The sequence below is a fragment of the Sphaerimonospora thailandensis genome, assembly GCF_016863115.1.
Taxonomy (GTDB): Bacteria; Actinomycetota; Actinomycetes; order Streptosporangiales; family Streptosporangiaceae; genus Sphaerimonospora; species Sphaerimonospora cavernae.
Genome location: NZ_BOOG01000031.1, coordinates 1 through 22,365 on the forward strand (window position 1 = coordinate 1; position 22,365 = coordinate 22,365).

Consider the following 22,365-nt stretch of genomic DNA (forward strand, 5'->3'; position numbering starts at 1 on the left):
ACCCCGACCGCTACATACGCCGCCAGATCGGCCCCGACCGATGGGCCTTCACCTATATCGGTCCCTCGTACGCGAGCAGACGCTGACGAACCTGGCAACACGATCAGGACATGATCAGGACATGATCAGGTCGTGTCTCAAAGTCATGTCCTGCTGCGCCGGAAAGGTAGCTTGTGCGTGCGGCGATCAATGTGGGGTCGCGACCCGGAAGAAGCCCTCGGCGACCAGCGTGCGAAGCTCGGCGGGCACGCGGCGCAGCAGTTCGGGCGGTTCCGCTCCGGTGAGTTCCGCGATCGCGGCCAGCAGCGGGCGCGCGGGGATCTCGCCGTCGCAAACCCCGGCGAGCGCCGCCTCCACCGTGCCCACGGCCGCGGTACGGCGCAGCCCCCGGGTCTGCCTCAGCAGGATCCGTGACGGGTCGTCGGCGCCGGGCGGCCCGACCCGCTCCTCCACCACCCCGTCGGCGATCACCAGCGGCACGTCCAGCAGGTCCTCATCCGTCATCTCGTGCGCAGCCTTGACCGCGCGCAGCGCATCCGGGATGTGCGCACCGACCGGGGAGTCGACCTGCTGCCGCAGCTCCTCCACCCGGACCACCGGATCCAGCGAGCCCGAGTCATGCAGCGCGATCCAGCCGAACCCCACACCGGTCACGCCCATCGACTCGAACCACGACAGCCATTCGTCGTATCGCTCCCGGTAGGCGGCCGTGCCCTGCTCGGCCGAGTCGCGCAGCCACAGCTCGACATACTCCGCCGGGTCCTGGACATCGCGCTGTACGGCCCAGCCGTCGCAACCGGTCTCCGTCAGCCAGCCGCCCACCCTGTCCTGCCAGTCCTCACCCCTGACGTGCAGCCAGTTGGCCAGAAACCGGGCGTGCCCACCCGGGCAGAGGTGGCGGGGCGCCTGCCGAACCAGGCCCCGGCAGAACTCGTCGCCGCGGAAGCCGGACTCCCGGTACGCGTACCGGGAGGCGGGAGAGATCACGAACGGCGGGTTGGACACCACGAGGTCGAACCGCTCCCCGGGCACCGGGCCGTACATCGACCCCTCCCGCGCGTCGACCCGCTGCCGGGGCACGCCGGACAGTTCCCAGCTCAGCCGGGCGAGTCGAAGCGCCCTGGGGTTCACATCGGTCGCGACGACCTGATCGGCCCGGTCGGCCAGGTGGAGCACCTGCACCCCGCAGCCGGTGCCCAGATCGAGTGCCCGTGCCACCGGCTCGGTCCACGCCAGCTGCGCGAGGTTGGCTGAGGCGCCGCCCGCCCCGACGACGTGGTCGGGTCGCAGCGCCGGGTCGCCGGGACGGACCTTGCGGTCGGAGACCACCCAGGCGGTGCGGTCCGTACCACCGACCGAGCCGTACGGATCGTCCGAGCCGTGCGAGATAGGCGAGATGCGGGAGATGGTCCATGGCTGCAGGTGAACGGTGGCCTGCACGGTGTCGCCCACCCGGACCAGCAAGCCGGCATCGATCAGATCGTGCAGCGGCAGGTCCGGCGCCGCCGCGCTCACCGGGACGCCCAGCCACCACAGGCGGATGAGCACGGCGAGCGGATCGCCCTCGCGGGTCGCGCGCAGCGCGGGCACGGTCTCCTCGCGCGCCAGGGCGGTCGCGGCCATATCGCCCAGCCGGTCCCGTACGCCGTCGATCGTGTACCCGATCTCGAGGAACCTGTCGCGAAGCCGCAGGACCAGGTCGGAAGGGGCGTCCACAGAGAAGAATCTATCGCGGACGGGCACGCTGCACGCTCACTTGGCGAGCGACCCAGCAGATGATCGCGGCGGATATCGGGCGAATATCCGGCGAATGGGACCTGTGGTCACGACCTAAGTCATGCGCAGGCTGTTCCAGGCGGCCTCGCCGAGCCCGCGGATCTCCTCCTCCGTGGGCTGATGCGCACCGGCGAACCACAGGCGGCACATCTCCTGCGCCGGGCCGAGCCAGAGCACGTAGCACATTGTCGACGAAACGGGGCGGAGCACGTCGTTCTTGACGTGCGGGCGCCACCAGTCGGCCACCTGCCGGAAGAAGCTCCGCCTCGCCTCCGCCACCTCCGGGCCACCGGGCTCGGTGCGGCGGGGCGGGCGCTCACTGACCAGCAGCCGGGCCCGCTCGGGATGCTCACCGCACCAGGCCATGTGCCGCGCGACGATCGCCTCGATCCCGGCGCGCGCGTCGTCGTGCCGGGTGAGCTCCCCCAGGAAGACGTCCTGGTACATCCCCAGGATCTCGGTGTAAAGCACTCCGAAGACGTGCTCCTTGCTGGTGAAATGGTGATAAAAGCTCCCCACGCTGACGCCGCTCTCCTGGCGGAGGCTGGCGAGCGTGGTGGCCGAGACACCGTTCTGGCTGAACCGGCGCAACGCCCCCTCGATGATCCGGGCCCGGCCGTCTCGGCCGTTCTTCGCGCTCTTCACAGGTTCAATGGTGACGCAACAGAACCTTGTTCTGCAAACATGACCGGGATTTTAAGGATCATAACATCCGATGTTCGGACGCGCGATCATCCGCGCTTCATATACTGCGGCGGATCGGCGGCAGGCGTGACATGCCGCGTTGCCGGGTGGGACGGGGCACCGCAGCGGGGGCCCGCTGTCGTCGGCCTCGCTGTACCTTTCATGGGCGGGCGCACGACCACCCGGGGGGCTGCCTACGCTGGTTCACGTGTACCGCTTCCTCGTCACGCCGCGCTGGCTCGGCTTCCATCTGCTCGTGCTGGCGATCATTCCGGCCTTCTTCTTTCTCGGGAAATGGCAGTACGGGAGGTTCGAGGCACGGTCCGCGGCAAGCACCCAGATCACCGCCAACCTGAAGGAACCGGCGGTGTCGCTCGAAAGCGTCGACACCGTCGGCGGGACTGTCCCCAAGGCGATGCGGTACCGCCCGGTCACCGTGACCGGGCGTTATGACCCGGCGCACGAGGTCGTCGTACGGCGGCGCACCCAGAACAGCCGCGTGGGGTTCTATGTGGTGACCCCGCTCGTCACGTCCCAGGGCGCGGTTCTGGTCAACCGCGGCTGGGTCCCGGCGGGCGCGACCGCCGACGCGCATCCGCGGGTCCCCGCGCCTCCCGGCGGCGAGGTGACGGTCACCGGCCGCCTCCGGCCGGCCGAGTCCGAGGACGACACCGGCATCAGGAACCGGGGCGGCCTACCTCCCGGCCAGGTTCTGCTGATCGACACCGGCGAGATCGGCAAGAGCCTTCCGTACCAACTCTTCGGGGGGTTCGTCGAGTTGACCGATCAGGAGCCGCAGGCCGGCCCGGCGCCGGACCCGGTGCCGCGGCCCGACGTCGGCGGGGGCGGGGGTCTCAACCTGGCCTATGCCGTACAGTGGTGGATCTTCATCGGGGTAGGGGTCGGCGGCTGGGCGATGCTGATCCGGCGAGAGGCCCGCGACCTGCGGAAAGCCGGACAGGAAAGCCCGGCGAAAGCGTCAGTTTAGGATGTTTGCCGAGGCTTGGCGTCGCGGGGTGAGCAAACGGATACCAACCGGAGACCTCGCAGCTTGTTCGGTGTGACCCCTTGGCCGTACGGTTACCATTGTGACAACGCCGCTGCATCCCGACCCAGAGCCGAGGCGGCGGGATTACGTGATCATCTCGGTGGACGATCACTTGATCGAGCCGGCCGATCTCTTCGACGATCGCCTGCCCGAGAAGTACAAGGACCATGCCCCCAAGGTCGTCGAGACCGAGGCCGGACACCAGGTCTGGCGGTACGGCGGGGCCACCTACCCGTGCGCCGGACTGGACGTGGGAGCGGGCCTGCCCAAGGAGCAATGGACACTCGACCCGGTGCGCTACGAGGAGATGCGGCCGGGCTGCCATGACATCGAGGCCCGGATCGCCGACATGGACCGTGCCGGGATCTGGGCGGCCCTGTGCTTCCCCGGCATGCTGGCCAACCAGGCGGGAGTGCTGTTCGCCCGGACGCGTGACCAGGACCTCGGCCTCGCCCTGGTCCGCGCCTGGAACGACTGGCACGTCGATGTGTGGGCGGGCACCTACCCCGAGCGCATGATCGCACTGCAGATCCCCTGGCTGCGCGACCCGGACGTCGCCGCCAAGGAGATCAGGGCCAACGCCGCGCGCGGCTTCAAGGCGGTCGTCTTCCCCGAGTTCCCCACCAGGCTGCGACTGCCGTCCATCCACAGCGGCCATTGGGATCCGTTCTTCGCCGCCTGCGAGGAGACCGGCACGGTCGTCTGCCTGCACACGGGCGCGTCCTCATGGGCGCCGGTGCCGTCGCCGGACACGCCGATCGAGGCGATCACCACGCTGATCCCGGCGAGCGCGATGTTCGCCTGCGCCGACTGGCTCTGGTCGGGGGTGGCGCTGCGCTTCCCCGCGCTGCGCATCCTGATCGTCGAGGGCGGCGTGGGCTGGCTGCCGATGCTGGCCGAGCGTGTCGACTACGCGCTAGATCATCCGGTGGCCGGCGAGTCCAACTGGGAGGGCGGCCTCAAGCCGAGCGAGGTGCTGCGGCGGAACTTCTTCTTCGGCACCCTGGACGACAGCGCGCTCGGCGCCGTCCGGATGGCCGTCGGCATGGAGCACGTGCTGCTGGAGAGCGGGTATCCCCGGGCCGAGTCCACCTGGCCCGACTCCCAGCAGGCGGTGGCCCGCAACCTCGGCAACCTGCCGCCTGCCGACATCGCCCGGGTCGCGTACGGCAACGCCGCACGCCTTTTCGGCCACCCGCTCCCGTCCCGGGCCTGGCTGCGAATGGAGCAACTCTAGGTCGTCTGGCTAGGTCGTCTCCGGATGTGGGGGCGGGTCCTGCCGCTCCCACTCGACGTACCGGCCGCCCTCGCCGAGCAACGACGTCAGCAGCCAGAGGAACACCCCGAAGTCGTCGACCACGCCGATCCCCAGGAGGAAGTCGGGGATGGCGTCGATCGGCGAGACGATGTACGCCACGGCCGCGCCGAACATGGCGAGCTTGCCCTTGGTGAGTCCGGGATAGTGGCCGCGCAGCGCCGCGCGGATCATCCGGGGCAGCGCCTTGATCCGGCTGCCGATCCCGGGCGAGCCGGGCTGGGCCACCTCGCGGTACGCACGCCAGGTCGCCGCCGCACGTCCTGCCTTCGCCGCCTTCGCCGCCTTCGCCATGTGGACACCTCCACCGGGTTACCGTGCCCCCTTTGCCCTCTTGTTAACGTACGGAGGGGCATCCCCGGTTCCTGAAGAGCCCTATTCGAAATGCCGGAAAGGCCCGTGCTTGAAAGACACGGTGGCCTCGATCTGGGCGGCGATCCTGACGAGCAGGTCCTCCCGCCCGGCCGCGGCGACGAACTGGACGCCGACCGGCAGGCCTTCGGCCGTACGGTGCACCGGGAGCGAGATCGCGGGCTGACCGGTCGAGTTGAACGGTGCGGTGAAGGCCGCGCCCAGACCGGCCCGCTCAAGCGCCAGATAGACCTCGTCGTCGGAGATCCAGCCAAGTGGGAAGGGCGCGACGGCGAGCGTCGGCGTGAGCAACAGATCGTATCCCGTCGTCCCCGGTCCTGCCGTCCACCACCGCGCCATCCGCCGGCGATATCCGTTCAGCAGCCTCAGCGCGGCCAGGTAGTCGGTGGCGGACATGCTCCGGCCGGCGTCGGCCACCAACCGGTTGTGCGGCTCCAGTTCCGCCAGTTCCACCGGCCTGCCCCGCCACGCGGCGACGGTCTCCAACTCGGCGGCCACGTTGGCGCTGATCAGCGCGCCGTGGTACATGGCGAACTCGGGATCGCCCAGCGCCTCGGGGTGAGCGGGCACGACCTCGTGGCCGAGTGAGTCCAGCGACTCCGCCATTCTCGTCACGGCGGCGGTCGCCTCCGCGTCCTCGGGCACGTCGCCGCGGGGATGGACGGTGACGAACCCGATCCGCAGCCGCCCGGGGTCCGCGCCGACCTCCTCCGCCAGCGGCCGCCGCCACGCCGGCGCGGCGTACGGTTCGCCCGGCATCATCTCGGAGAGCAGGTCGAGCAGCGCCGCGGTGTCCCGTACCGTCCGGGTGAGCACACCGGTCGTCGAGAGCCCACCCCACGACTCGGCCAGCGAGGGTCCATGGCTGATCCGGCCCCGGGTCGGCTTCAACCCGACCAGCCCACACATGCTCGCCGGGATGCGGATCGACCCTCCGCCGTCGCTCGCGGTCGCCACCGGGACCATCCCGACCGCCACCGCGGCGGCCGAACCGCCGCTCGAGCCGCCGACCGAATAGGCCAGGTCGTAGGGGTTCCTGGTCGGGCCGAACGCCAGCGGCTCGGTCGTGATCGTGGTGGCCAACTCGGGCACGTTGGTCCGGCCCAGGATCACGAATCCGGCGCGGCGCAACGCCGCGGTGCCGTGGGAGTCGTGGTCGGCCACCACGCCGTCGAGGATCTTCGATCCCGAGCCGCAGGGGTCTCCGGCGGACTCCCAGCCGATGTCCTTGAGCAGGATCGGCACGCCGCGGAAGGGCGCGTCTTCGGGGATGTCGTCGATCTCTGCGAGGGCCTGATCGAACCGCCGGTGGATCACCGCGTTGAGCTCGCCGTCGAGGGCCTCGATGCGGGCGATCGCCGCCTCGGCCGGCTCACGCGGGGAGACCACCCCGTTCCGTACGGCTTCCGCCTGGCCGACCGTGTCCAACGACAGCACCTCGTCCAACGACAGCACCCCGTCCACCGCGCCGTCCTCTCGTCAACAGGCCAAGCCACAACTTGTGCCAGCTCGTCCCGGCGAATCGGAAACCGGTCCCATTGACCGGAACCCTGGCGAATTCAAAGACCAGGAATCGGATCAGACCCGAGTGAACTCGCCATTCGGCGCGAACCCCGGCGATCTGTCCGCCGAAGGATACCGGATGGTCACGGACCCTCTAGATGATCGACATGCGGCGGCAAATTCCACCGTCCAGCAGGGATGACCGATCGCGGATGGTGGCATTGATCACCCTGTCGCGATCCCCGAGGAACTCCCCTCTCAAGAAGGACAGGAAATGATCGACCGGGGAACACATGTACTTCCGCCCATCGTGGTGGGTGCGGACCTGGATGACCGCCGTCGTCCTGATCGCGCTGCCCATGCAGAACGCCATATCGAGCCACCTGCCGGTCGTCAGCGCACTGCTGCCGACGGCGTATCAGATCTCGGCGGGGCCGAAACCCGATCGGCCCCTACCCGACCAGCCGACATCCGACCAGTCGACACCCGACCAGTCGGCACCAGGCGAACCAACGCCGGACGAGCCCGCGGCCGAAGATGCCGGGGCAGACAATCCGAGGGAGGAGGATCCCCTAATGGAGGATCTCGTGGTGGAGGATGCCGTGGTGGAGGATGCCGTGGTGGACGAGCCCGGATCGGAGATGGTCACCCAGGTCGCCGTGGCGCTGCCCGGGATGAGCCAGGCCGGCGCATTCACCGCCAAGGTCGTCACCTGGGACGCCTCGGCCGCCGCGACGAGACTGGGCCAGCAGGACGCCGCCCGGCACCTGGCGGAGGCCGGACTGAGATGGGTGTCCACCGGACGATGCACCGACCGACGCAGATCGTCGTGCACGTCGCTGGACTCCATCAGGTACGGCACGCTCATGCGGCTGATCGAGCTCAAGCGGGCAAGCGACTGCGACATCACCGTCACGGGCGGCACCGAGGTCGGCCACTCCACCGGACGCTACAGCCACGGCAACGGCTACAAGGTCGACATCGCCCACAACAAGTGCATCGACGCATACATCAAGGGAAAGTTCCGTCGCCAGAAGAGCCGGGGGGACGGATCGGCGCTCTACCGTCCGCCCTCCGACTCCGCGACGCCCTCAGCCGTCTACGCCGACGAGCGCACCCACTGGGACATCTTCTTCCCCTGATTCCTCAGAAGAAGATTCATACTGACGATTCAGGCGACCGCTCCGGCGAACTCGGCCGCGATCAGTTCGGCGATCTCCGCCGCGTTGAGTGCCGCGCCCTTGCGCAGGTTGTCACCGCAGACGAAGAGGTCGAGCGTGTTCGGGAAGTCCAGCGCCTGGCGGATCCGGCCCACGTAGGTGGGGTCCGTGCCCACGACGTCGATCGGCATCGGGTAGACGCCGCTGCCCGGGTCGTCCATCAGGACCACCGTCGGCGCCGCCTCCAGGACGCGGTGCGCGTCCGCCACCGTGATCTCCCGCTCGAAGGTCGCGTGTACGGCCAGCGAGTGGGTGGTGACCACCGGGACCCGGACACAGGTCGCCGAGACCTTGAGGTCCGGAATGCCGAGGATCTTACGTGACTCGTTGCGGAGCTTGATCTCCTCCGACGCCCAGCCGTCGTCCTTGAGCGATCCCGCCCACGGCACGACGTTGAACGCGATCGGCGCGGGGAACGGCGACTCGACGTCGCCGAGCTTGTTCTGCAGGACCTTGCGCACGTCCCCGGCCGCCTGGCCGACGGTACGGTCACCCGCCAGCGCCTCGACCTCGTCGTACAGCCGGGCCGGCCCGGCCACGCCGGCGCCGGAGACCGCCTGGTAGGAGGCCACGACCAGTTCGCGCAGGCCGTACTCCGCGTGGAGTGCGCCCATGGCGGCCATCATCGACAGCGTGGTGCAGTTCGGCGTCGCGATGATGCCGAGCGGACGGTTGCGGGCGTCGCCGGGGTTGACCTCCGGCACCACCAGCGGAACCTCGGGGTTCATCCGGAACGTGCCCGACTTGTCGATCACGATCGCGCCCCGGCCGGCGGCGATCGGCACCCATTCGGCGGACACCTCGTCAGGGACGTCGAAGATGGCGATGTCGACGCCGTCGAACACCTCGGCGGTCAACGCCTGGACGACCACGTCCTCGCCGCGCACCGGCAGAACCTTGCCGGCCGACCGGGCGGACGCGACCAGGCGGATCTCGCCGTAGACGTCCACACGGTTGCTGATGATCTCACGCATCACGGTGCCGACGGCACCGGTCGCGCCGACAAGGGCGAGGGTGGGCTTCCCGCTGGACTGGTCGCTGCGCTCGCTCATCGTCCGGTACCTCCGTATACGACCGCCTCGACCTGGTCGGCGTCGAGGTTGAATGCGCGGTGCGCGGCGGCGACGGCGGTGTCCACGTCGTCCAGGTCCACGATCACCGAGATGCGGATCTCCGAGGTGGAGATCATTTCGATGTTCACGCCGGCGTCGGCCAGCGCGCCGAAGAACTTCGCCGTGACACCGGGGTGCGACCGCATCCCCGCCCCGATCAGGGAGACCTTGCCGATCTGGTCGTCGTACAGCAGCGACTCGAAGGCCACCTGGTTCTGGATCTTCTTCAGTGCCGTGAGAGCGGCCTGACTGTCGCTGGACGGGAGCGTGAACGAGATGTCCGTACGGCTGGTCGCCGCGGCCGACACGTTCTGCACGATCATATCGATGTTGATCTCGGCGTCGGCCAGGGTTCTGAAGATGGCGGCAGCCTCGCCGACCTTGTCGGGCACCCCGACCACAGTGATCTTGGCCTCGCTCCGGTCGTGGGCGACTCCGGAGATGATGGGCTGCTCCATCTCGGTTCCTTCGGTATTGGGGTCGGACACGACCCAGGTGCCTTGCCTGGTGCTGAACGAGCTTCTGACGTGGATGGGCAGGCCGAACCGGCGGGCGTACTCCACGCAGCGCAGATGCAGGATCTTGGCCCCGCACGCGGCCATCTCCATCGCCTCGTCGTAGGAGATGCGCGGGATCTGCTGGGCGGCCGGCACGATGCGGGGGTCGGCGGTGAAAATGCCGTCCACATCGGTGTAGATCTCGCACACATCCGCCTCGAGCGCGGCGGCGAGCGCGACGGCCGTGGTGTCGGATCCGCCCCGGCCCAGCGTCGTTATGTCTCTTGTGTTCTGGGAGACACCCTGGAAGCCCGCCACGATCGCGATCTGGCCGACGTCCAGCGCCTCGCGGATGCGACCGGGCGTCACGTCGATGATGCGCGCCCTGCCGTGGGTCGAGTCGGTGATGACGCCAGCCTGGGAGCCGGTGAAGCTGCGCGCCTCGTGGCCCAGGTTGGCGATGGCCATCGCGAGCAGCGCCATCGAGATGCGTTCGCCGGCGGTCAGCAGCATGTCCAGCTCGCGCCCCGGAGGCAGCGGCGACACCTGCTGGGCCAGTTCCAGCAGCTCGTCAGTGGTGTCGCCCATCGCGGACACGACCACCACGACCTCGTTGCCGGCTTTTTTCGTCGTGACGATCCGTTGCGCGACCCGCTTGATGCAGGCCGCGTCCGCCACCGACGAACCACCGTATTTCTGGACAACGAGCGCCACTGGAGTCTCCAACGAATCAGGACGTGGAGCTCACAGTGTACTTGGGGTGCATTCTGACAAGCCGAGGCGGACCAATATGTGGACGGCGATGGGGACGGCGATGTGGACGGCTCAGACGGTGGTGCTCTCCTCGACCACGTCGAGACGGGTGTGTGCGACCAGGGCGTGCAGGGCGCGCAGCGCCGCTCCGGCGTGGTTTCCCCAGGTGTTGAAATACGAGTACTGCCACCACCACAGCGCCTCCAGCGGCCGGCCGGCCCGGTAGTGCCGCAGCCCGTGGATCAGGTCGGCCGCCACCGCCGTGAGATCGTCCGACAGCCGGTACGGCGTGACCGCCGTGTCCTTGTACGGATCGAACACCTCGGCGTAGTCGTCCACCGGGCCCAGCCGTACGGCGAGAGCCGTACGAAGGGGATCGATGTCGGGGTCCTCGCCCAACGGCGGCTCAAAGTTGCCCTGCAGGATCACGTCCTGCACGGCCCCGAGCTGGGTGCCCGCGAGACTGACCTGGGCCACCTCCACCAGCAGCAACGGCAGGATCGCGTCGCCGCCCTCACCGCCCGCCAGGCGGGTCAGGCCGTCGATGTAGTTCTGCGCGTGCCCGGCGACCCGTGCGGCCAGATCGTTCCACTCGTCAGACATCCAGCAGCCTCCGTCCTTCGAAAGCGCGGCCCAGGGTGACCTCGTCCGCGTACTCGAGGTCACCGCCCACCGGCAGGCCGCTGGCCAGTCGTGTCACTTTCAACCCCATGGGCTTGACGAGCCTGGCCAGGTAGGTGGCCGTCGCCTCGCCCTCGAGGTTCGGATCGGTCGCGAGAATCAACTCTGTCACCTGGCCGTCGGCCAGCCGCGCCATCAGCTCGCGAATCTTCAGGTCGTCCGGACCGATGCCGTCGATCGGACTGATCGCCCCGCCGAGCACGTGATAGCGGCCACGGAACTCGCGGGTCTTCTCGATCGCCACGACGTCCTTCGACTCCTCGACCACGCAGATCACCTGCGGGTCGCGCCGGGGATCTCGGCAGATCCGGCACTCGTCCTCCGCCGCGACATTGCCGCAGATCCGGCAGAAACGGACCTTCTCCTTGACCTCGAGCAGCGCGTGCGCCAGCCGCTTCACGTCCGCCGGATCGGCGGCGAGCACGTGGAACGCGATGCGCTGCGCGCTCTTGGGACCGACGCCGGGCAGCAGCCCCAGCTCGTCGATCAGATTCTGGACGACCCCCTCATACATGGCTAGAACCCCGGCAGCTGGCCGAGGCCGCCTCCGAGTCCCTGCGCGAGCGGACCGAGCTTCTCCTCCTGCAGGTCGGCCGCGGCGCGCACTGCGTCCCGGACCGCCGCCAGAACGAGATCGGCGACCGTCTCGGCGCTCTCCTGCGGGTCGTCGACGTCGATGGCCGACGGACTGATCTCCAGTTCGAGCAGCTCGCCGCTCCCGTTCACGGTCGCGACGACGAGGCCGCCTCCGGCGCTTCCCTCGATCTCGGCATCGCTGAGCTCCTGCTGCGCGGTGACGAGCTGCTGCTGCATCAGCTGAGCCTGCTCCAGCAACTGCTGGAGGTTGACATCCCCTGGATTCACGATCGTGTGCTCCCTCAGCGTCCAGCGACATGTTCGTCGCGATGAGCCTACGGTGTCCACCGCCGTTCCGACACCGGTGTGCGCACGTGTTCCCGGCGATCGGATCGCGTACGACAGGCCTGTGCGCCCGCTCGGCCCTTCACCGCCTCAGGAGTGGTCGATCTCCTCGATGATCTGGCCGCCGAGCTCCCGCTGGACCAGGGCCAGGCCGGTGAGATCGCTCACGTCGGCGTCGGCGTCGTTGACCGGATCGACGTCGTCGAGATCGGCGCCCGGCCGGTTCCGGCCGGGCACGGCGTCCGGCCATGCCTGGCGCGGCCTGCTCTGAGCCGCGGCCCTGGCGGCGGATCTGGCCGCCGAGCCGGACCGGGAGGGCGTCGCCGGCCGGTTGAAGCCGTCCGACGACTCATCCGACGACTCACCCGATGACTCGGCCAGCGGCTCGTCCGGCCAGGTCTCGTCGGTCGTACGGGACTCGCCGTCGGTCCTGGATCCGTCGCCCGCGGCGGCGCGCCTGTCCTGGCCGTCGCTCACTCCGCCACTCACTCCGCCACCCGTTCCACCGCCCGGTCCTCCGCTCGGGCCGCCGGGCGCTCCCGCCTGGCCGTCCCAGCCCGGTGCGCCGACCGGCGAGCGGCCGACGCCACCGGACGCCGCCGACGATCGAACGGCACTGCCGGCACCCTGCGTCCCCTGCGTCCCCTGCGGCGCTGGAGGGCGCCGGTTCTGTGCGTGGGGGGCCTGAGAATGGGGAGCCTGAGGATGGGGAGCAGGGCCGCGCGCCGCGCCGGCGGGCCCGGAGCTGCCGACCACCACCTCGACCCGCCAACTTCCGCCGAGCACGTCGCCGAGGGCGGCAGCCACCAGCTCGTCGCGCTTGCCCTTGATGAAGCCCTGCACGTCGCCCGGCTTCTCGAAGCCGACGGTCACCACGTTGCCCTCGACGCCGAGCAGCCTGCCCTGGCAGAGGAGAATCCACGCGACCTTCTGACGGCTCTTGATCGCTTCGAGCACCTGCGGCCACGCCTGCTGCACCGGTCCGTGCTGTCCACCGTGCTGTCCACCGTGCTGCGCCGGCTGCGCGCTCCCGGCGGGCGGAGCCGTACGGACGTCCGCGGCCGGAGCACCACCCGGCCGTGCGGGCGCGGGCCAGTCATCCGCCACGGGGGCGGGAGCCGTACGAGCTGCCGGCGGCTGGGCGGCGGACGGAGGCTGCGCCGCGACCGGCACCGCGACCGGCTGTGGGGCAACCGGCTGTGGGGCAACCGGCTGTGGGGCGGCGTCAGGAGTCGCGACAGGTGCCGCGGGTGCGGCCACGGCGGCGGGCACACCGCGTTCCATCCGCTCCAGCCGTTCGAGCCGGGCCAGTAGCGCCAACTCGCCCTGATCGGCCGCGGGCAGCAGCACCCGGGCGCACATCAACTCGAGCAGCAGCCGGGGGGAGGTGGCCCCGCGCATCTCGGTCAGCCCCGCGTTGAACACCTCGGCCGCCCGGGTCAGCTCGGCCGATCCCATGGACGCGGCCTGCGTCTGCAGACGTTCCAGTTCGTCAGCCGGCCGATCGAGCAGCCCACTGGACGACGCCTCCGGCACGTTGGCGAGGATCACCAGGTCGCGGAGGCGCTCCAGCAGGTCCGTCGCGAAGCGGCGGGGGTCGTGACCGCCCTCGATCACCCGGTTGACCGTGTGGAACACCTGCGCGCCGTCACGCCGGGCGAACGCGCCGACCACCTCGTCGAGCAGATCTCCGTCCGTGTAGCCGAGCAGCGAAACGGCACGCTGGTAGGTGATGCCCGCCTCGTCCGCGCCGGCGAGGAGCTGATCGAGGATCGACAGCGAGTCGCGGGCCGATCCGGCGCCCGCACGGACCACGAGCGGCAGTGCGGCCGGTTCGTACGGCACGGACTCCGACTCGAGGATCTCCTCCATGAGCTGCCGGAGCGTGGCGGGCGGCATGAGCCGGAAGGGATAGTGGTGGGTCCGGGACTTGATCGTCCCGATGACCTTCTCCGGTTCGGTGGTGGCGAAGACGAACTTGAGGTGCGGCGGAGGCTCCTCGACGAGTTTCAGCAGCGCGTTGAAGCCCTCACGGGTGACCATGTGGGCCTCGTCGATGATGTAGATCTTGAAGCGGGCCGCGACCGGGGCGAAGAAGGCCCGCTCCCGCAGATCCCGCGCGTCGTCGACGCCGCCGTGTGAGGCCGCGTCGATCTCGATCACGTCGAGGTGGCCCGGCCCGGTGGGAGCGAGGGCGACGCATGACTCGCACTCGCCGCACGGATCGGGTGTCGGCCCCTTCTCGCAGTTGAGGGAGCGAGCGAGGATGCGGGCACTGGAGGTTTTGCCGCAACCACGCGGACCGCTGAACAGGTAGGCGTGGTTGACGCGACCGCTCCGCAGCGCCTGACGCAGCGGCTCTGTGACGTGTTCCTGCCCCTTGACCTCGGCGAACGTCCCGGGCCTGTACTTGCGGTACAGCGCAAGACTCATGCCGTCTCCTCGGGGGTAGACCCGGCGGGCGTTTCCGCTGACTGGTTCCGCCAACTGAAGAACCCCTCGCACACCCGCCAGAGCCCGCTTATCCTTGCTGCCTTCCGGCCCTGGGGAGGTTCACAGGATGACGCCGCGCGAGGGGTCCTTCGACAGTCTAACCACTCCGGGAGGATGCGCGGACCGCGAAAGTCACGGTCACGTCACCGGTCCACACACCCCGGAAAGTCCGCTAAGCTTTTCGGCGGAGGATTCGCCTAGTTGGCCTAGGGCGCACGCTTGGAAAGCGTGTTGGGGGCAACCCCTCGCGAGTTCGAATCTCGCATCCTCCGCGCTTGGTTGAGCAGCAAGAACACGAAGGGCCCGGACAGATCCAGCCGGGCCCTTCGTGCGTCTCCGTCTCGGGTTCCCCACAACCATGCCCAGAGCTTCCATCCTTGCCCGTTCAGACTATGGCAAGTATGGTCTCGAGTATGGCAACCAAGAAGGTGACAGTCACCATTCCCGAGGAACTCCTGGAGGAGATCCGCTCGGATGCGGCCGAGCGCGGGCTCTCTGCCTATGTCGCAGAGGCACTCCGGTACAAGCGCGACCGCGACCGGCTTCGGGAACTAGTCGTCTGGCTAGAGGAAGAGCACGGACCAGTCACCGCAGATGAGCGCTCAGCCGCATACCGAGAACTCGATGACCTTGACGCGGAGCACGCGCGACGCCGCGCCGCTCAGAGCAAGCGCGGCGGAGCGGCAGCGTGAGGAATCGCGGTGGGGAAGCCATGCAGCTCCGTGTCTTTGTGCTGGACAGCGAGGCACTGTCGCTCGCTGTCCGCGGCGACCGGATGATGATTGCCAGACTCGACCTTGCCGCGCGAGGCGAAGCCGAGGTCGTGACCTCACCTATGACGGTGGTGGAGGCGCACGACGGCAGGACCACAGAACAGCGCTGGGACTGGGTACTGTCGCGTGTGAACGTGGCCGAGCTGGGAAAGGCGGAGGCGCGACAGGCTCGCCGGATCCTCGCCGATGTTGGCCTGCACGGCCATAAGTACGCCATCGACGCCATGCTCGCCGTCGTAGCGCGGCGTCAGAGAGGCCAAGTCACGGTGTTCACCTCTGACATCGACGATCTCGAGAAGCTCGTGCCGGATCACATCGCCATCAGGAAGGTCTGACAGTCGCAGTCTGTCGGCGGGCATGTGCGTCGTGGTTCAGCGTCGTGGTTCAGCGTCCTGGAGGCCATCGCCCTCCTCGGCGAACACCTCGTCGAAGAGTTGGCGTGCCCTGTCCAGCGCCTCTGCCGAGATTGGTCCGTTCCGCCGCTCGTAGTCGGCAAGGTATTCATCCACGATCGACATTCTGACGGTCAGATCCAGCTGCGCAAGAACATCCGGCTCAGCCACTCGGAGTACGTCAGCGGCTCGGCGGAGAGGATGGGCGAAATCCACCAGAAGTTCACCAGCGCCAGCAGCGCGAACGCACCCACCAAGGTGACACCGACCGTGCGCCGCTCCGAGGAGGCCCCGTTCGTGCCCATGATCAGACCGCAGGACAGGACGATGGCCAGGATCATGAAGGGCAGCACGGGAAGCATGTAGAACAGGTACATCGTGCGGTGGTCGGCGATCGCGTAGTAGAACCACGGCAGCCACCCCATGCCGTACGCCAGGAGCACGGCTCCGGCCCGCCAGTCACGCGCCGCGAGATACCAGCCGATCATGGCGGCGAGCGCGGGCAGCGCCGCGTACCAGATGAGGGGGGTGCCGGCGCCGACGATCGACGAGAAGCATTCGTCCGCGCCGCACCCAGCGGTGGTCTTCTCGTAGAAGAACGCCGCGGGCCGCAGCAGCAGTGGCCAGGTCCACGGATCGGACTGGTAGTCGTGGTGGGTGCTCAGCCCCGTATGGGAGCCGAGCAGCTGGAGTTGGTAGGTGACCAGCGAGCGCAGCGAGTCGATGAGGAACGACCGCCCGGGTGACGTGGCCCCGTCCCAGTCGCGGCCCCATCCTCCGGCCGTGGCCAGCCAGCCGCCGAACGACGCGACATAGACGACGATCGGCACGACCCCCAGCCACGCGGCTCCGAGGGGCCAGTCCAGCCGCGCCGCCTCCAGGCGGCGCAGGCCCACCGCCCGCCGGGCGCCGGCATCCCAGACGAGCGTCATGACCCCGAAGGCCAGGATGAAGAACAGGCCCGTCCACTTCGTCGCCAGCGCCGCCCCCAGGCAGAGACCGGCGGCCAGGCGCCACGGCCGCAGGCCCAGCCGCGGCCCGGTCGGCGTGGCGGCCGCGGCGTGCCACTCCACCAGTCGCTCCCGGACCCGCTCCCGGTCCACCAGCAGACAGGCGAATCCGGCCAGCACCCAGAACATCAGGAAGATGTCCAGCAGTGCCGTACGGGAGAGCACGAAGTGCAGGCCGTCCAGGGCGAGCAGGAAGCCCGCGAGGCAGCCGAGCAGCGTCGAGCGGGTCATCCGGCGGGCCACCCGGGCGAGGATGAGCACGGACATGGTGCCGACGAGCGCGGGCATGAACCGCCAGCCGAACGGGGTCAGGCCGAACAGCCATTCCCCCACGCCGATCATCCAGTTGCCGAGGGGCGGATGCATGGCGTAGACCGCGCAGTCCTGGACGGTCTCGCAGGTCTTGAAGAGATGCTCGCTGCCGTGCAGCATCAGGCTGTCGGCGTCATCGACGAACTTCCGCTCGACACCATGGGTGATCAGCGAGAAGGCGTGCTTGGCGTAATAGGTCTCGTCGAAGACCACCGCATGCGGCGCGCCAAGGTGATAGAAGCGCAGAAACCCCCCGAACAACGCCACGACCAGGGGGCCGAGCCATCCCCATAGGGGATTGTCCGGCATCGGCGGCAGCAGTCGGTCTCGAACGGAAAGCGAAGCAGCGTACGGCTCCCGCGTCGCTGGAGAGGGGAGAAGCGACACTCCCGCATACTACGCATGAAGGGTACGACGGCGACTGATCTTGCGGATTCTGGGCAGGGCGGAATGGCGATGGCAACCGATCGCGCAAGTCAGCGCCCCAGCAGCGGGAGCGTCCCAGGTGGATTTCAATGACCGAGCGCGGCTCGACGCCTCACAGGTGGAGGACGTCGGAGGCAGATCCAGAGGCGGCGGCCTGGCCATCGGCGGCGGGGCGGCCGGCATCATCGCGCTCATCCTCGCCCTGGTCTTCGGGGTCGACCCCGCCGACATCCTCGGCGGCGGGGAGCCACAGCCGGGTGGGCTGCGACCCGGTACCGACCTGAGCCGGCAGTGCCAGACGGGCGCGGACGCCGACCAGTCCGAGAAATGCCGGGTCGTCGGGGTGGTCAACAGCATCCAGAAGTACTGGAAGGGCGAGGTCTCCAACTATCGCACCGCCAAGACCACCCTGTTCTCCGGCGGCGTCAACACCGGCTGCGGTTACGCCGACTCCTCTGTCGGCCCCTTCTACTGCCCGGCCGACAGACACGTCTATCTCGACCTGTCCTTCTTCGATCAGCTTCGGTCCCAGTTCGGCGCCGAGGGCGGCCCCTTCGCGCAGGCGTACGTGATCGGGCACGAGTACGGGCATCACGTGCAGAACCTGCTCGGCGTGATGGACCGGGCCGGCCAGGGCAGGGGTGCCACGAGCGGCTCCGTACGGCTAGAACTCCAGGCGGACTGCTACGCGGGCGTCTGGGCCGACAACGCCGTGAGCACCGGCCTCTACGCCCAGAGGTTCACCGACACCGACATCCGGCAGGCGCTCGACGCCGCGGCCGCCGTCGGAGACGACCGCATCCAGAAGCGGGCACGCGGCCGGATCGACCCGGAGGCGTTCACGCACGGCACGTCGGCGCAGCGGACGAAGTGGTTCAAGAGGGGCTACAAATCCGGCGACCCGTCCATGTGCGACACCTTCTCCGGCGGCATCTGACCCTGTCCCGGGCATCGCGGGCATCCCGGGCATGGCCATACGACAGGCTCGGGACCTCGTGGACGTGTCTCTCTCTTAAACTACATACCGTGATCTTTAAAATGATCGGTGATGGCCGTCCCTATCCCGACCACGGTCTGTCACACCGCGAGTGGGCGCGGATCCCGCCCCGTCAGATCCGGCTCGACATGCTGATCACCACCAAGGCGGTGCTGGACCTCAACTCGCTGCTGGCCAAGGACTCGACGTTCTACGGAGACCTCTTCCCGCACGTCGTCCAGTGGCGGGATGACCTCTACCTCGAAGACGGACTTCATCGCGCCCTTCGGGCCGCCCTCCACCAGCGCTCGGTGCTGCACGCGCGAATCCTCGAACTGGAAAAGTGACCCGGACTCCCCGTCGTCGCCCGCGAAGCTCCCGGATGCTCCCGGTGCTCCCGGACAACACGAAACCCCCGAACCGTAGGTTCGAGGGTTTCCGATGTCCTGAGACATCACAGTGGCGGTGGAGGTGGGATTTGAACCCACGGTAGGTTGCCCTACACACGCTTTCGAGGCGTGCGCCCTCGGCCACTAGGCGACTCCACCGCGCAGCAGCTTACCGGACGAACGGTGATGCCCGCGCATCCGTTTCCCCGCATCCGTCGGCGATTCCCCCGCCACGTCCGCTCCGTGGCCGCCCCGTGGCCGCCCCGTGGTCGCTCCGTGGCCGCCTCGCCGGCCACCTCGTTGGCGGCTCAGCCGCGGCGGGCGGCGAAGAACTCTCCGAGCACGGCGGCGCATTCGCCGGCCAGCACACCCATGACGACCTCGGGCCGGTGGTTGAGCCGGCGGTCCCTGATGACGTCCCACAGCGAGCCCGCCGCGCCGCCCTTCTCGTCCGCCGCGCCGTAGACCACCCGATCGACCCGGGCGAGGACCGCGGCCCCGGCGCACATCGTGCAGGGTTCGAGCGTCACGACGAGAGTGCAGCCGGTGAGCCGCCACTCCCCGGTCACCCGCGCCGCCTCGCGCAGTGCGAGCAGCTCGGCGTGCGCGGTGGGATCGCCGCTCGTCTCACGGTCGTTGCCGGCCGTCCACAGGATCGCGCCGTCCGGTCCCAGCACCACCGCGCCCACCGGCACCTCACCGCGCTGCCCGGCCCGTACGGCCTCCGCCAGCGCGAGCCGCATCGCCGGCTCGTAGCGTTCCGCCGGCCCCCCGTTCACCGGCCCCCCGTTCACCGGGCCCCCGTTCACCGCAGCCGGTCGAGCTCGTCGGCGAACCCGAGGCGTTCGGCGATGAGAGACAGGATGTCCGCGGGGAGCACGCCCTCCTCCATGCTGAGCTCCAGCAGTTCCTCGGCGCTCAACGAGAAGTCCGTGAGCAACTCGAGGTCGCCCACCGGACGGATGCCGAGGTCGGGCGCGTCCCCGTCCACGGCGACTCCGGCGAGCTCACCGAAGATCTCACCGAGAGGATCGGCCGTCGCGGCATGGGCGTCGGAGATGAACACTCGGGGGTCGAAGTCGTCCTCGTAGCGGACGACCGCGAACCACTCGTCCTCGACCTCGACGCACAGCAGGACCAACTCGTCGCCGCTGAGCCCGAGCGCCTCCTGCGCCGCGTCACCCAGGTCGTCGGCTATCTCAGCCTCCCCGAGGTCGACCTCGGCACCGGTCCAGCGACCGCCGGCCCTGGTGAAGGCCGCGGAGAAGAGGTTGGATCTCGAGGGCATAGCCGTCTCCCGAGGTCAGCCGATGGCAGCGTCGACGGCGCGTTCGAACGGCTGGTAGAACCCCAGCCGCGCGGCGATGCTGGACAGCACCTCATCCGGCCACAGATCGGGGTCGCCGGACAGCGCCCCCAGCTCCATCTCGTCGAGTCCGAGGTCGGCGAAGATGGACAGATCCCCGGCCGGGTACACACCGTCGAGATCTTCATCTTCCGGAACCGGCACGTCGAGGTATTCGAGCACCTGCCGCGCGAGCGACCAGTCCCATGCCGCAGTGATGTCCGAGAGGAAGACGCTCACCCGTTCACCGAAAACCCGTAACACCACAAAGAAGTCATCCCCCACCGCGACCATGCCAATCGTGGTTCCCATGCTCGGCGTCTGGCGGAGGGCGTGGAGGAGTCCGTGCAGGTCGGAGGTGAGCGCGACGGGAAGCATCTCGGCCTCCCAGCGATCATCCTCACGATAGACCACGATGGCGAAGTCAAGCGCGTCTACGTCGTCTGTCATCGTCATCCCCACCGGCACGGTCCTCACGTCACGCAATCGTCCCAGACTCGGCCTTCCCCCGCCCGCCGGTCACCCCAAATTGTGATCGAAAGAGTCAGACGACGTCGATGATCCGCCCTGGACACGGTAACTTTTCCTGCCATGGAGACCCTCGTCGTCGATCACCCGCTCGTCGCCCACAAGCTGACCGCACTCCGTGACGTGCGGACCGACTCGCCGACGTTCCGCCGACTCGCCGACGAGTTGGTCACGCTCCTCGCCTACGAGGCCACCCGTGACGTCCGCGTCACCGACGTCACCGTTGAGACGCCGCTCGTGTCCGCCCGTGGCGTACGGCTCACCCGTCCGGCGCCGCTCGTCGTGCCGATCCTGCGTGCCGGGCTCGGCATGCTCGACGGCATGACCCGGATCCTGCCGACGGCCGAGGTGGGTTTCCTGGGCATGATCCGCGACGAGTCCACACTGAAGGCCCAAACGTACGCCACCCGGCTGCCGGAGGACCTGTCCGGACGTCAGTGCTATGTGCTCGATCCGATGCTGGCGACCGGCGGCACGCTTGCCGCGGCGGTCCGCTTCCTCTTCGATCGCGGGGCGCAGGATGTCACCGCCATCTGCCTGCTGGCCGCACCCGAGGGGATCGCGCACATGGACGAGACCTTCGGCGGCACCGGCAAGCCGATCCGCGTGGTGACCGCCGCCCTCGACGAGCGGCTCAACGAGCAGGGCTACATCGTGCCCGGTCTCGGCGATGCCGGAGACCGTCTCTACGGCGTCGTCTGATCGGGTCGTTCTGATCGGGTCGTTCTGATCGGGTCGCCAGATCCGGTCGCCTGACCAGCATGAACGGAGGTCGGCGGGGCTTGATGGACGGGTTTGATCGTCGTCATCTGACCGACTTGGCCTGATCTACCGCTCAGCCACATTCCCCTGTCGTCTCGGCGAGAACCCTCTGATGGTCAATCCCCCGGTCACGTCATGCGCGACTCGGTTACACTACGCGCTTATATGGGTACGTAGAGTTATGAAGACGTCTCTTCGTGTTCACGTGACGAACGCCAGGCGGTGTGAAGGCCGGTGCGGTCCGCGGGAAACGGGACGACGGCAACGGTTGATCATGGCTCGATGTTCGGCGGCTTCAACCGCTTTACCGAACCGGGCAGCTGGGTAATGTATAGGTCATGGGAGTGGTGACGGCGGTGCAAGCCAAGAAGGTCCTCAAGTGGGGGGCCATCATCCTGGTGGCTTTCTACCTGTTGACAAGGCCGACTGACGCGGCTCGGACGGTCCACGGAGCGCTCAACGGCATGGTGAGCGCGGCCAACTCGATGGCTCAGTTCTTCGCCACCCTGACATGAGACTTGTGACCCACGGGGATTCCGCCCCGTCGTCGGTCAACCGTTACCTCCTCCCCCACGAGCAACAAGTCATCATGGTCAGGCGCCACCCCGCCGTCCTGCTCAGACCGGTCGCCGAGATCTTCGGTGGGCTGATCCTCGCGGGCCTGCTCAGCAAATGGCTGAGCGACGGCGGCGCGGGCCAGGCCCTCGTCCTGATCTGGTGGGCCTGGCTGCTACTCCTCATCCGGTTCGTGTGGAAGGTCGCCGAGTGGTCGGTCGACTACTTCGTCGTAACCTCCGCACGCATGCTCCTCACCACCGGTCTGATCACGCGCAAGGTCGCGATGATGCCCCTGAGCAAGGTCACCGACATGAGTTTCCAGCGCTCGCTCCTCGGCCGCATGCTCGGCTACGGCGAGTTCGTCATGGAGTCGGCCGGCCAGGATCAGGCGCTGCGCACCGTGCCCTACATCCCCTACCCCGAGACCTTGTACCTAGAAGTCTGTCAAATGATCTTCCCTGGCAACGACTCGGACGACGACTGACCCGTCCCACCAACCAGCCCTTCTCGACAACCGTG

25 protein-coding genes, 2 tRNA genes and 1 other RNA gene are annotated in these 22,365 nt (G+C 68.6%); 11 read left to right on the forward strand and 17 right to left on the reverse strand.

Features of this window, described 5'->3' with window-relative positions; genetic code table 11:
- Positions 1-186: 186 nt before the first annotated feature.
- Both Mth01_RS17080 and Mth01_RS17085 read right to left on the reverse strand, forming a co-directional pair.
- Complete coding sequence (locus Mth01_RS17080) at positions 187-1,716, reverse strand: DUF7059 domain-containing protein (RefSeq protein WP_239089750.1); 1,530 nt, start codon at positions 1,714-1,716, stop codon at positions 187-189.
- Between the two features lie 114 nt (positions 1,717-1,830).
- Positions 1,831-2,421 carry a TetR/AcrR family transcriptional regulator gene (locus Mth01_RS17085; protein ID WP_204016866.1) on the reverse strand — a complete coding sequence of 197 codons (591 nt, stop codon included), beginning with the start codon at positions 2,419-2,421 and terminating at the stop codon, positions 1,831-1,833.
- 247 nt (positions 2,422-2,668) lie between these two features.
- Here Mth01_RS17085 and Mth01_RS17090 point away from each other — a divergent pair, with 247 nt between their 5' ends.
- Complete coding sequence (locus tag Mth01_RS17090; RefSeq protein ID WP_204016867.1) at positions 2,669-3,448, forward strand: SURF1 family cytochrome oxidase biogenesis protein; 780 nt, start codon at positions 2,669-2,671, stop codon at positions 3,446-3,448.
- 100 nt (positions 3,449-3,548) lie between these two features.
- Positions 3,549-4,745 carry an amidohydrolase family protein gene (locus Mth01_RS17095; RefSeq protein ID WP_204016868.1) on the forward strand — a complete coding sequence of 399 codons (1,197 nt, stop codon included), beginning with the start codon at positions 3,549-3,551 and terminating at the stop codon, positions 4,743-4,745.
- A 9-nt stretch (positions 4,746-4,754) separates the two neighbouring features.
- Here Mth01_RS17095 and Mth01_RS17100 read toward each other — a convergent pair whose 3' ends face one another.
- Together Mth01_RS17100 and Mth01_RS17105 are read right to left on the reverse strand one after the other, a co-directional pair.
- Positions 4,755-5,117 carry a YkvA family protein gene (locus tag Mth01_RS17100; RefSeq protein WP_204016869.1) on the reverse strand — a complete coding sequence of 121 codons (363 nt, stop codon included), beginning with the start codon at positions 5,115-5,117 and terminating at the stop codon, positions 4,755-4,757.
- An 81-nt stretch (positions 5,118-5,198) separates the two neighbouring features.
- Positions 5,199-6,659, reverse strand: a complete 1,461-nt coding sequence (locus Mth01_RS17105) for an amidase (protein ID WP_204016870.1) — start codon at positions 6,657-6,659, stop codon at positions 5,199-5,201.
- A gap of 368 nt (positions 6,660-7,027) precedes the next feature.
- Between Mth01_RS17105 and Mth01_RS17110 the strand changes: the two genes are divergently transcribed.
- Complete coding sequence (locus Mth01_RS17110; protein ID WP_204016871.1) at positions 7,028-7,840, forward strand: hypothetical protein; 813 nt, start codon at positions 7,028-7,030, stop codon at positions 7,838-7,840.
- Between the two features lie 29 nt (positions 7,841-7,869).
- Here the strand turns inward: Mth01_RS17110 and Mth01_RS17115 are convergent, their stop codons facing one another.
- From Mth01_RS17115 to ffs, 7 genes are all read right to left on the reverse strand, one after another.
- The gene (locus tag Mth01_RS17115; RefSeq protein ID WP_204016872.1) at positions 7,870-8,970 is read right to left on the reverse strand and encodes an aspartate-semialdehyde dehydrogenase; all 1,101 of its coding nucleotides are present in this window, start codon (positions 8,968-8,970) and stop codon (positions 7,870-7,872) included.
- Complete coding sequence (locus tag Mth01_RS17120) at positions 8,967-10,241, reverse strand: aspartate kinase (protein ID WP_204016873.1); 1,275 nt, start codon at positions 10,239-10,241, stop codon at positions 8,967-8,969. Before Mth01_RS17120 ends, Mth01_RS17115 begins: the two co-directional genes overlap by 4 nt.
- A 111-nt stretch (positions 10,242-10,352) precedes the next feature.
- Positions 10,353-10,883, reverse strand: coding sequence for a DUF5063 domain-containing protein (locus Mth01_RS17125; RefSeq protein WP_204016874.1), 531 nt, complete (start codon positions 10,881-10,883; stop codon positions 10,353-10,355).
- Positions 10,876-11,475, reverse strand: a complete 600-nt coding sequence (gene recR / locus Mth01_RS17130) for a recombination mediator RecR (RefSeq protein WP_204016875.1) — start codon at positions 11,473-11,475, stop codon at positions 10,876-10,878. The genes Mth01_RS17125 and recR overlap by 8 nt, the downstream gene beginning before the upstream one ends.
- A gap of 2 nt (positions 11,476-11,477) precedes the next feature.
- Complete coding sequence (locus Mth01_RS17135) at positions 11,478-11,825, reverse strand: YbaB/EbfC family nucleoid-associated protein (RefSeq protein ID WP_204016876.1); 348 nt, start codon at positions 11,823-11,825, stop codon at positions 11,478-11,480.
- 147 nt (positions 11,826-11,972) lie between these two features.
- Positions 11,973-14,315, reverse strand: coding sequence for a DNA polymerase III subunit gamma and tau (locus tag Mth01_RS17140; protein WP_204016877.1), 2,343 nt, complete (start codon positions 14,313-14,315; stop codon positions 11,973-11,975).
- A gap of 54 nt (positions 14,316-14,369) precedes the next feature.
- Positions 14,370-14,465: signal recognition particle sRNA small type (ffs, locus tag Mth01_RS17145), an RNA gene on the reverse strand.
- A gap of 96 nt (positions 14,466-14,561) precedes the next feature.
- Between ffs and Mth01_RS17150 the strand changes: the two genes are divergently transcribed.
- From Mth01_RS17150 to Mth01_RS17160, 3 genes are all read left to right on the forward strand, one after another.
- A tRNA-Ser gene (locus Mth01_RS17150) sits at positions 14,562-14,647 on the forward strand.
- A 141-nt stretch (positions 14,648-14,788) separates the two neighbouring features.
- Positions 14,789-15,067 carry a ribbon-helix-helix domain-containing protein gene (locus Mth01_RS17155; RefSeq protein WP_204016878.1) on the forward strand — a complete coding sequence of 93 codons (279 nt, stop codon included), beginning with the start codon at positions 14,789-14,791 and terminating at the stop codon, positions 15,065-15,067.
- A gap of 20 nt (positions 15,068-15,087) precedes the next feature.
- Positions 15,088-15,483 (forward strand): PIN domain-containing protein, encoded by a 396-nt coding sequence (locus tag Mth01_RS17160; RefSeq protein ID WP_204016879.1) that lies wholly within the window; start codon positions 15,088-15,090, stop codon positions 15,481-15,483.
- Between the two features lie 36 nt (positions 15,484-15,519).
- Here the strand turns inward: Mth01_RS17160 and Mth01_RS17165 are convergent, their stop codons facing one another.
- Together Mth01_RS17165 and Mth01_RS17170 are read right to left on the reverse strand one after the other, a co-directional pair.
- Positions 15,520-15,657 carry a hypothetical protein gene (locus Mth01_RS17165; RefSeq protein WP_204016880.1) on the reverse strand — a complete coding sequence of 46 codons (138 nt, stop codon included), beginning with the start codon at positions 15,655-15,657 and terminating at the stop codon, positions 15,520-15,522.
- Between the two features lie 17 nt (positions 15,658-15,674).
- Positions 15,675-17,171, reverse strand: a complete 1,497-nt coding sequence (locus Mth01_RS17170; protein ID WP_204016881.1) for a dolichyl-phosphate-mannose--protein mannosyltransferase — start codon at positions 17,169-17,171, stop codon at positions 15,675-15,677.
- A 196-nt stretch (positions 17,172-17,367) separates the two neighbouring features.
- On the opposite strand from Mth01_RS17170, the gene ypfJ reads away from it, so the two are divergent.
- Together ypfJ and Mth01_RS17180 are read left to right on the forward strand one after the other, a co-directional pair.
- The gene (gene ypfJ / locus Mth01_RS17175; RefSeq protein ID WP_204016882.1) at positions 17,368-18,225 is read left to right on the forward strand and encodes a KPN_02809 family neutral zinc metallopeptidase; all 858 of its coding nucleotides are present in this window, start codon (positions 17,368-17,370) and stop codon (positions 18,223-18,225) included.
- 89 nt (positions 18,226-18,314) lie between these two features.
- On the forward strand, positions 18,315-18,611 hold the full coding sequence (locus tag Mth01_RS17180; RefSeq protein ID WP_204016883.1) for a type II toxin-antitoxin system VapB family antitoxin: 297 nt from the start codon (positions 18,315-18,317) through the stop codon (positions 18,609-18,611).
- A gap of 113 nt (positions 18,612-18,724) precedes the next feature.
- Here the strand turns inward: Mth01_RS17180 and Mth01_RS17185 are convergent.
- From Mth01_RS17185 to Mth01_RS17200, 4 genes are all read right to left on the reverse strand, one after another.
- Positions 18,725-18,812, reverse strand: a tRNA-Ser gene (locus Mth01_RS17185).
- 149 nt (positions 18,813-18,961) lie between these two features.
- On the reverse strand, positions 18,962-19,396 hold the full coding sequence (gene tadA, locus Mth01_RS17190) for a tRNA adenosine(34) deaminase TadA (protein ID WP_204016935.1): 435 nt from the start codon (positions 19,394-19,396) through the stop codon (positions 18,962-18,964).
- 62 nt (positions 19,397-19,458) lie between these two features.
- Positions 19,459-19,941, reverse strand: coding sequence for a tRNA adenosine deaminase-associated protein (locus Mth01_RS17195; RefSeq protein WP_204016884.1), 483 nt, complete (start codon positions 19,939-19,941; stop codon positions 19,459-19,461).
- A gap of 15 nt (positions 19,942-19,956) precedes the next feature.
- Positions 19,957-20,454: a tRNA adenosine deaminase-associated protein gene (locus Mth01_RS17200; protein WP_204016936.1), complete on the reverse strand. Its 498-nt coding sequence runs from the start codon at positions 20,452-20,454 to the stop codon at positions 19,957-19,959.
- 135 nt (positions 20,455-20,589) lie between these two features.
- Here Mth01_RS17200 and upp point away from each other — a divergent pair, with 135 nt between their 5' ends.
- The 3 genes from upp to Mth01_RS17215 all read left to right on the forward strand — a co-directional run bounded on the left by upp (position 20,590) and on the right by Mth01_RS17215 (position 22,330).
- Complete coding sequence (gene upp / locus Mth01_RS17205; protein ID WP_204016885.1) at positions 20,590-21,228, forward strand: uracil phosphoribosyltransferase; 639 nt, start codon at positions 20,590-20,592, stop codon at positions 21,226-21,228.
- Between the two features lie 398 nt (positions 21,229-21,626).
- Positions 21,627-21,803: a hypothetical protein gene (locus Mth01_RS17210; RefSeq protein ID WP_204016886.1), complete on the forward strand. Its 177-nt coding sequence runs from the start codon at positions 21,627-21,629 to the stop codon at positions 21,801-21,803.
- Positions 21,800-22,330 carry a PH domain-containing protein gene (locus tag Mth01_RS17215; RefSeq protein ID WP_204016887.1) on the forward strand — a complete coding sequence of 177 codons (531 nt, stop codon included), beginning with the start codon at positions 21,800-21,802 and terminating at the stop codon, positions 22,328-22,330. Before Mth01_RS17210 ends, Mth01_RS17215 begins: the two co-directional genes overlap by 4 nt.
- Positions 22,331-22,365: the final 35 nt, after the last annotated feature.

Bases quoted from the DNA above. Each gene is read 5' to 3' on its own strand.
- Mth01_RS17160 (WP_204016879.1), top strand. From the start codon at position 15,088: ATGCAGCTCCGTGTCTTTGTGCTGGACAGCGAGGCACTGTCGCTCGCT.
- Mth01_RS17100 (WP_204016869.1), bottom strand. From the start codon at position 5,117: ATGGCGAAGGCGGCGAAGGCGGCGAAGGCAGGACGTGCGGCGGCGACC.
- Mth01_RS17210 (WP_204016886.1), top strand. From the start codon at position 21,627: ATGGGAGTGGTGACGGCGGTGCAAGCCAAGAAGGTCCTCAAGTGGGGG.
- recR (WP_204016875.1), bottom strand. From the start codon at position 11,475: ATGTATGAGGGGGTCGTCCAGAATCTGATCGACGAGCTGGGGCTGCTG.
- Mth01_RS17215 (WP_204016887.1), top strand. From the start codon at position 21,800: ATGAGACTTGTGACCCACGGGGATTCCGCCCCGTCGTCGGTCAACCGT.
- Mth01_RS17200 (WP_204016936.1), bottom strand. From the start codon at position 20,454: ATGACGATGACAGACGACGTAGACGCGCTTGACTTCGCCATCGTGGTC.
- tadA (WP_204016935.1), bottom strand. From the start codon at position 19,396: ATGCGGCTCGCGCTGGCGGAGGCCGTACGGGCCGGGCAGCGCGGTGAG.
- Mth01_RS17170 (WP_204016881.1), bottom strand. From the start codon at position 17,171: ATGCCGGACAATCCCCTATGGGGATGGCTCGGCCCCCTGGTCGTGGCG.
- Mth01_RS17110 (WP_204016871.1), top strand. From the start codon at position 7,028: ATGACCGCCGTCGTCCTGATCGCGCTGCCCATGCAGAACGCCATATCG.
- Mth01_RS17155 (WP_204016878.1), top strand. From the start codon at position 14,789: ATGGCAACCAAGAAGGTGACAGTCACCATTCCCGAGGAACTCCTGGAG.
- Mth01_RS17115 (WP_204016872.1), bottom strand. From the start codon at position 8,970: ATGAGCGAGCGCAGCGACCAGTCCAGCGGGAAGCCCACCCTCGCCCTT.
- Mth01_RS17125 (WP_204016874.1), bottom strand. From the start codon at position 10,883: ATGTCTGACGAGTGGAACGATCTGGCCGCACGGGTCGCCGGGCACGCG.
- upp (WP_204016885.1), top strand. From the start codon at position 20,590: ATGGAGACCCTCGTCGTCGATCACCCGCTCGTCGCCCACAAGCTGACC.
- Mth01_RS17195 (WP_204016884.1), bottom strand. From the start codon at position 19,941: ATGCCCTCGAGATCCAACCTCTTCTCCGCGGCCTTCACCAGGGCCGGC.
- Mth01_RS17140 (WP_204016877.1), bottom strand. From the start codon at position 14,315: ATGAGTCTTGCGCTGTACCGCAAGTACAGGCCCGGGACGTTCGCCGAG.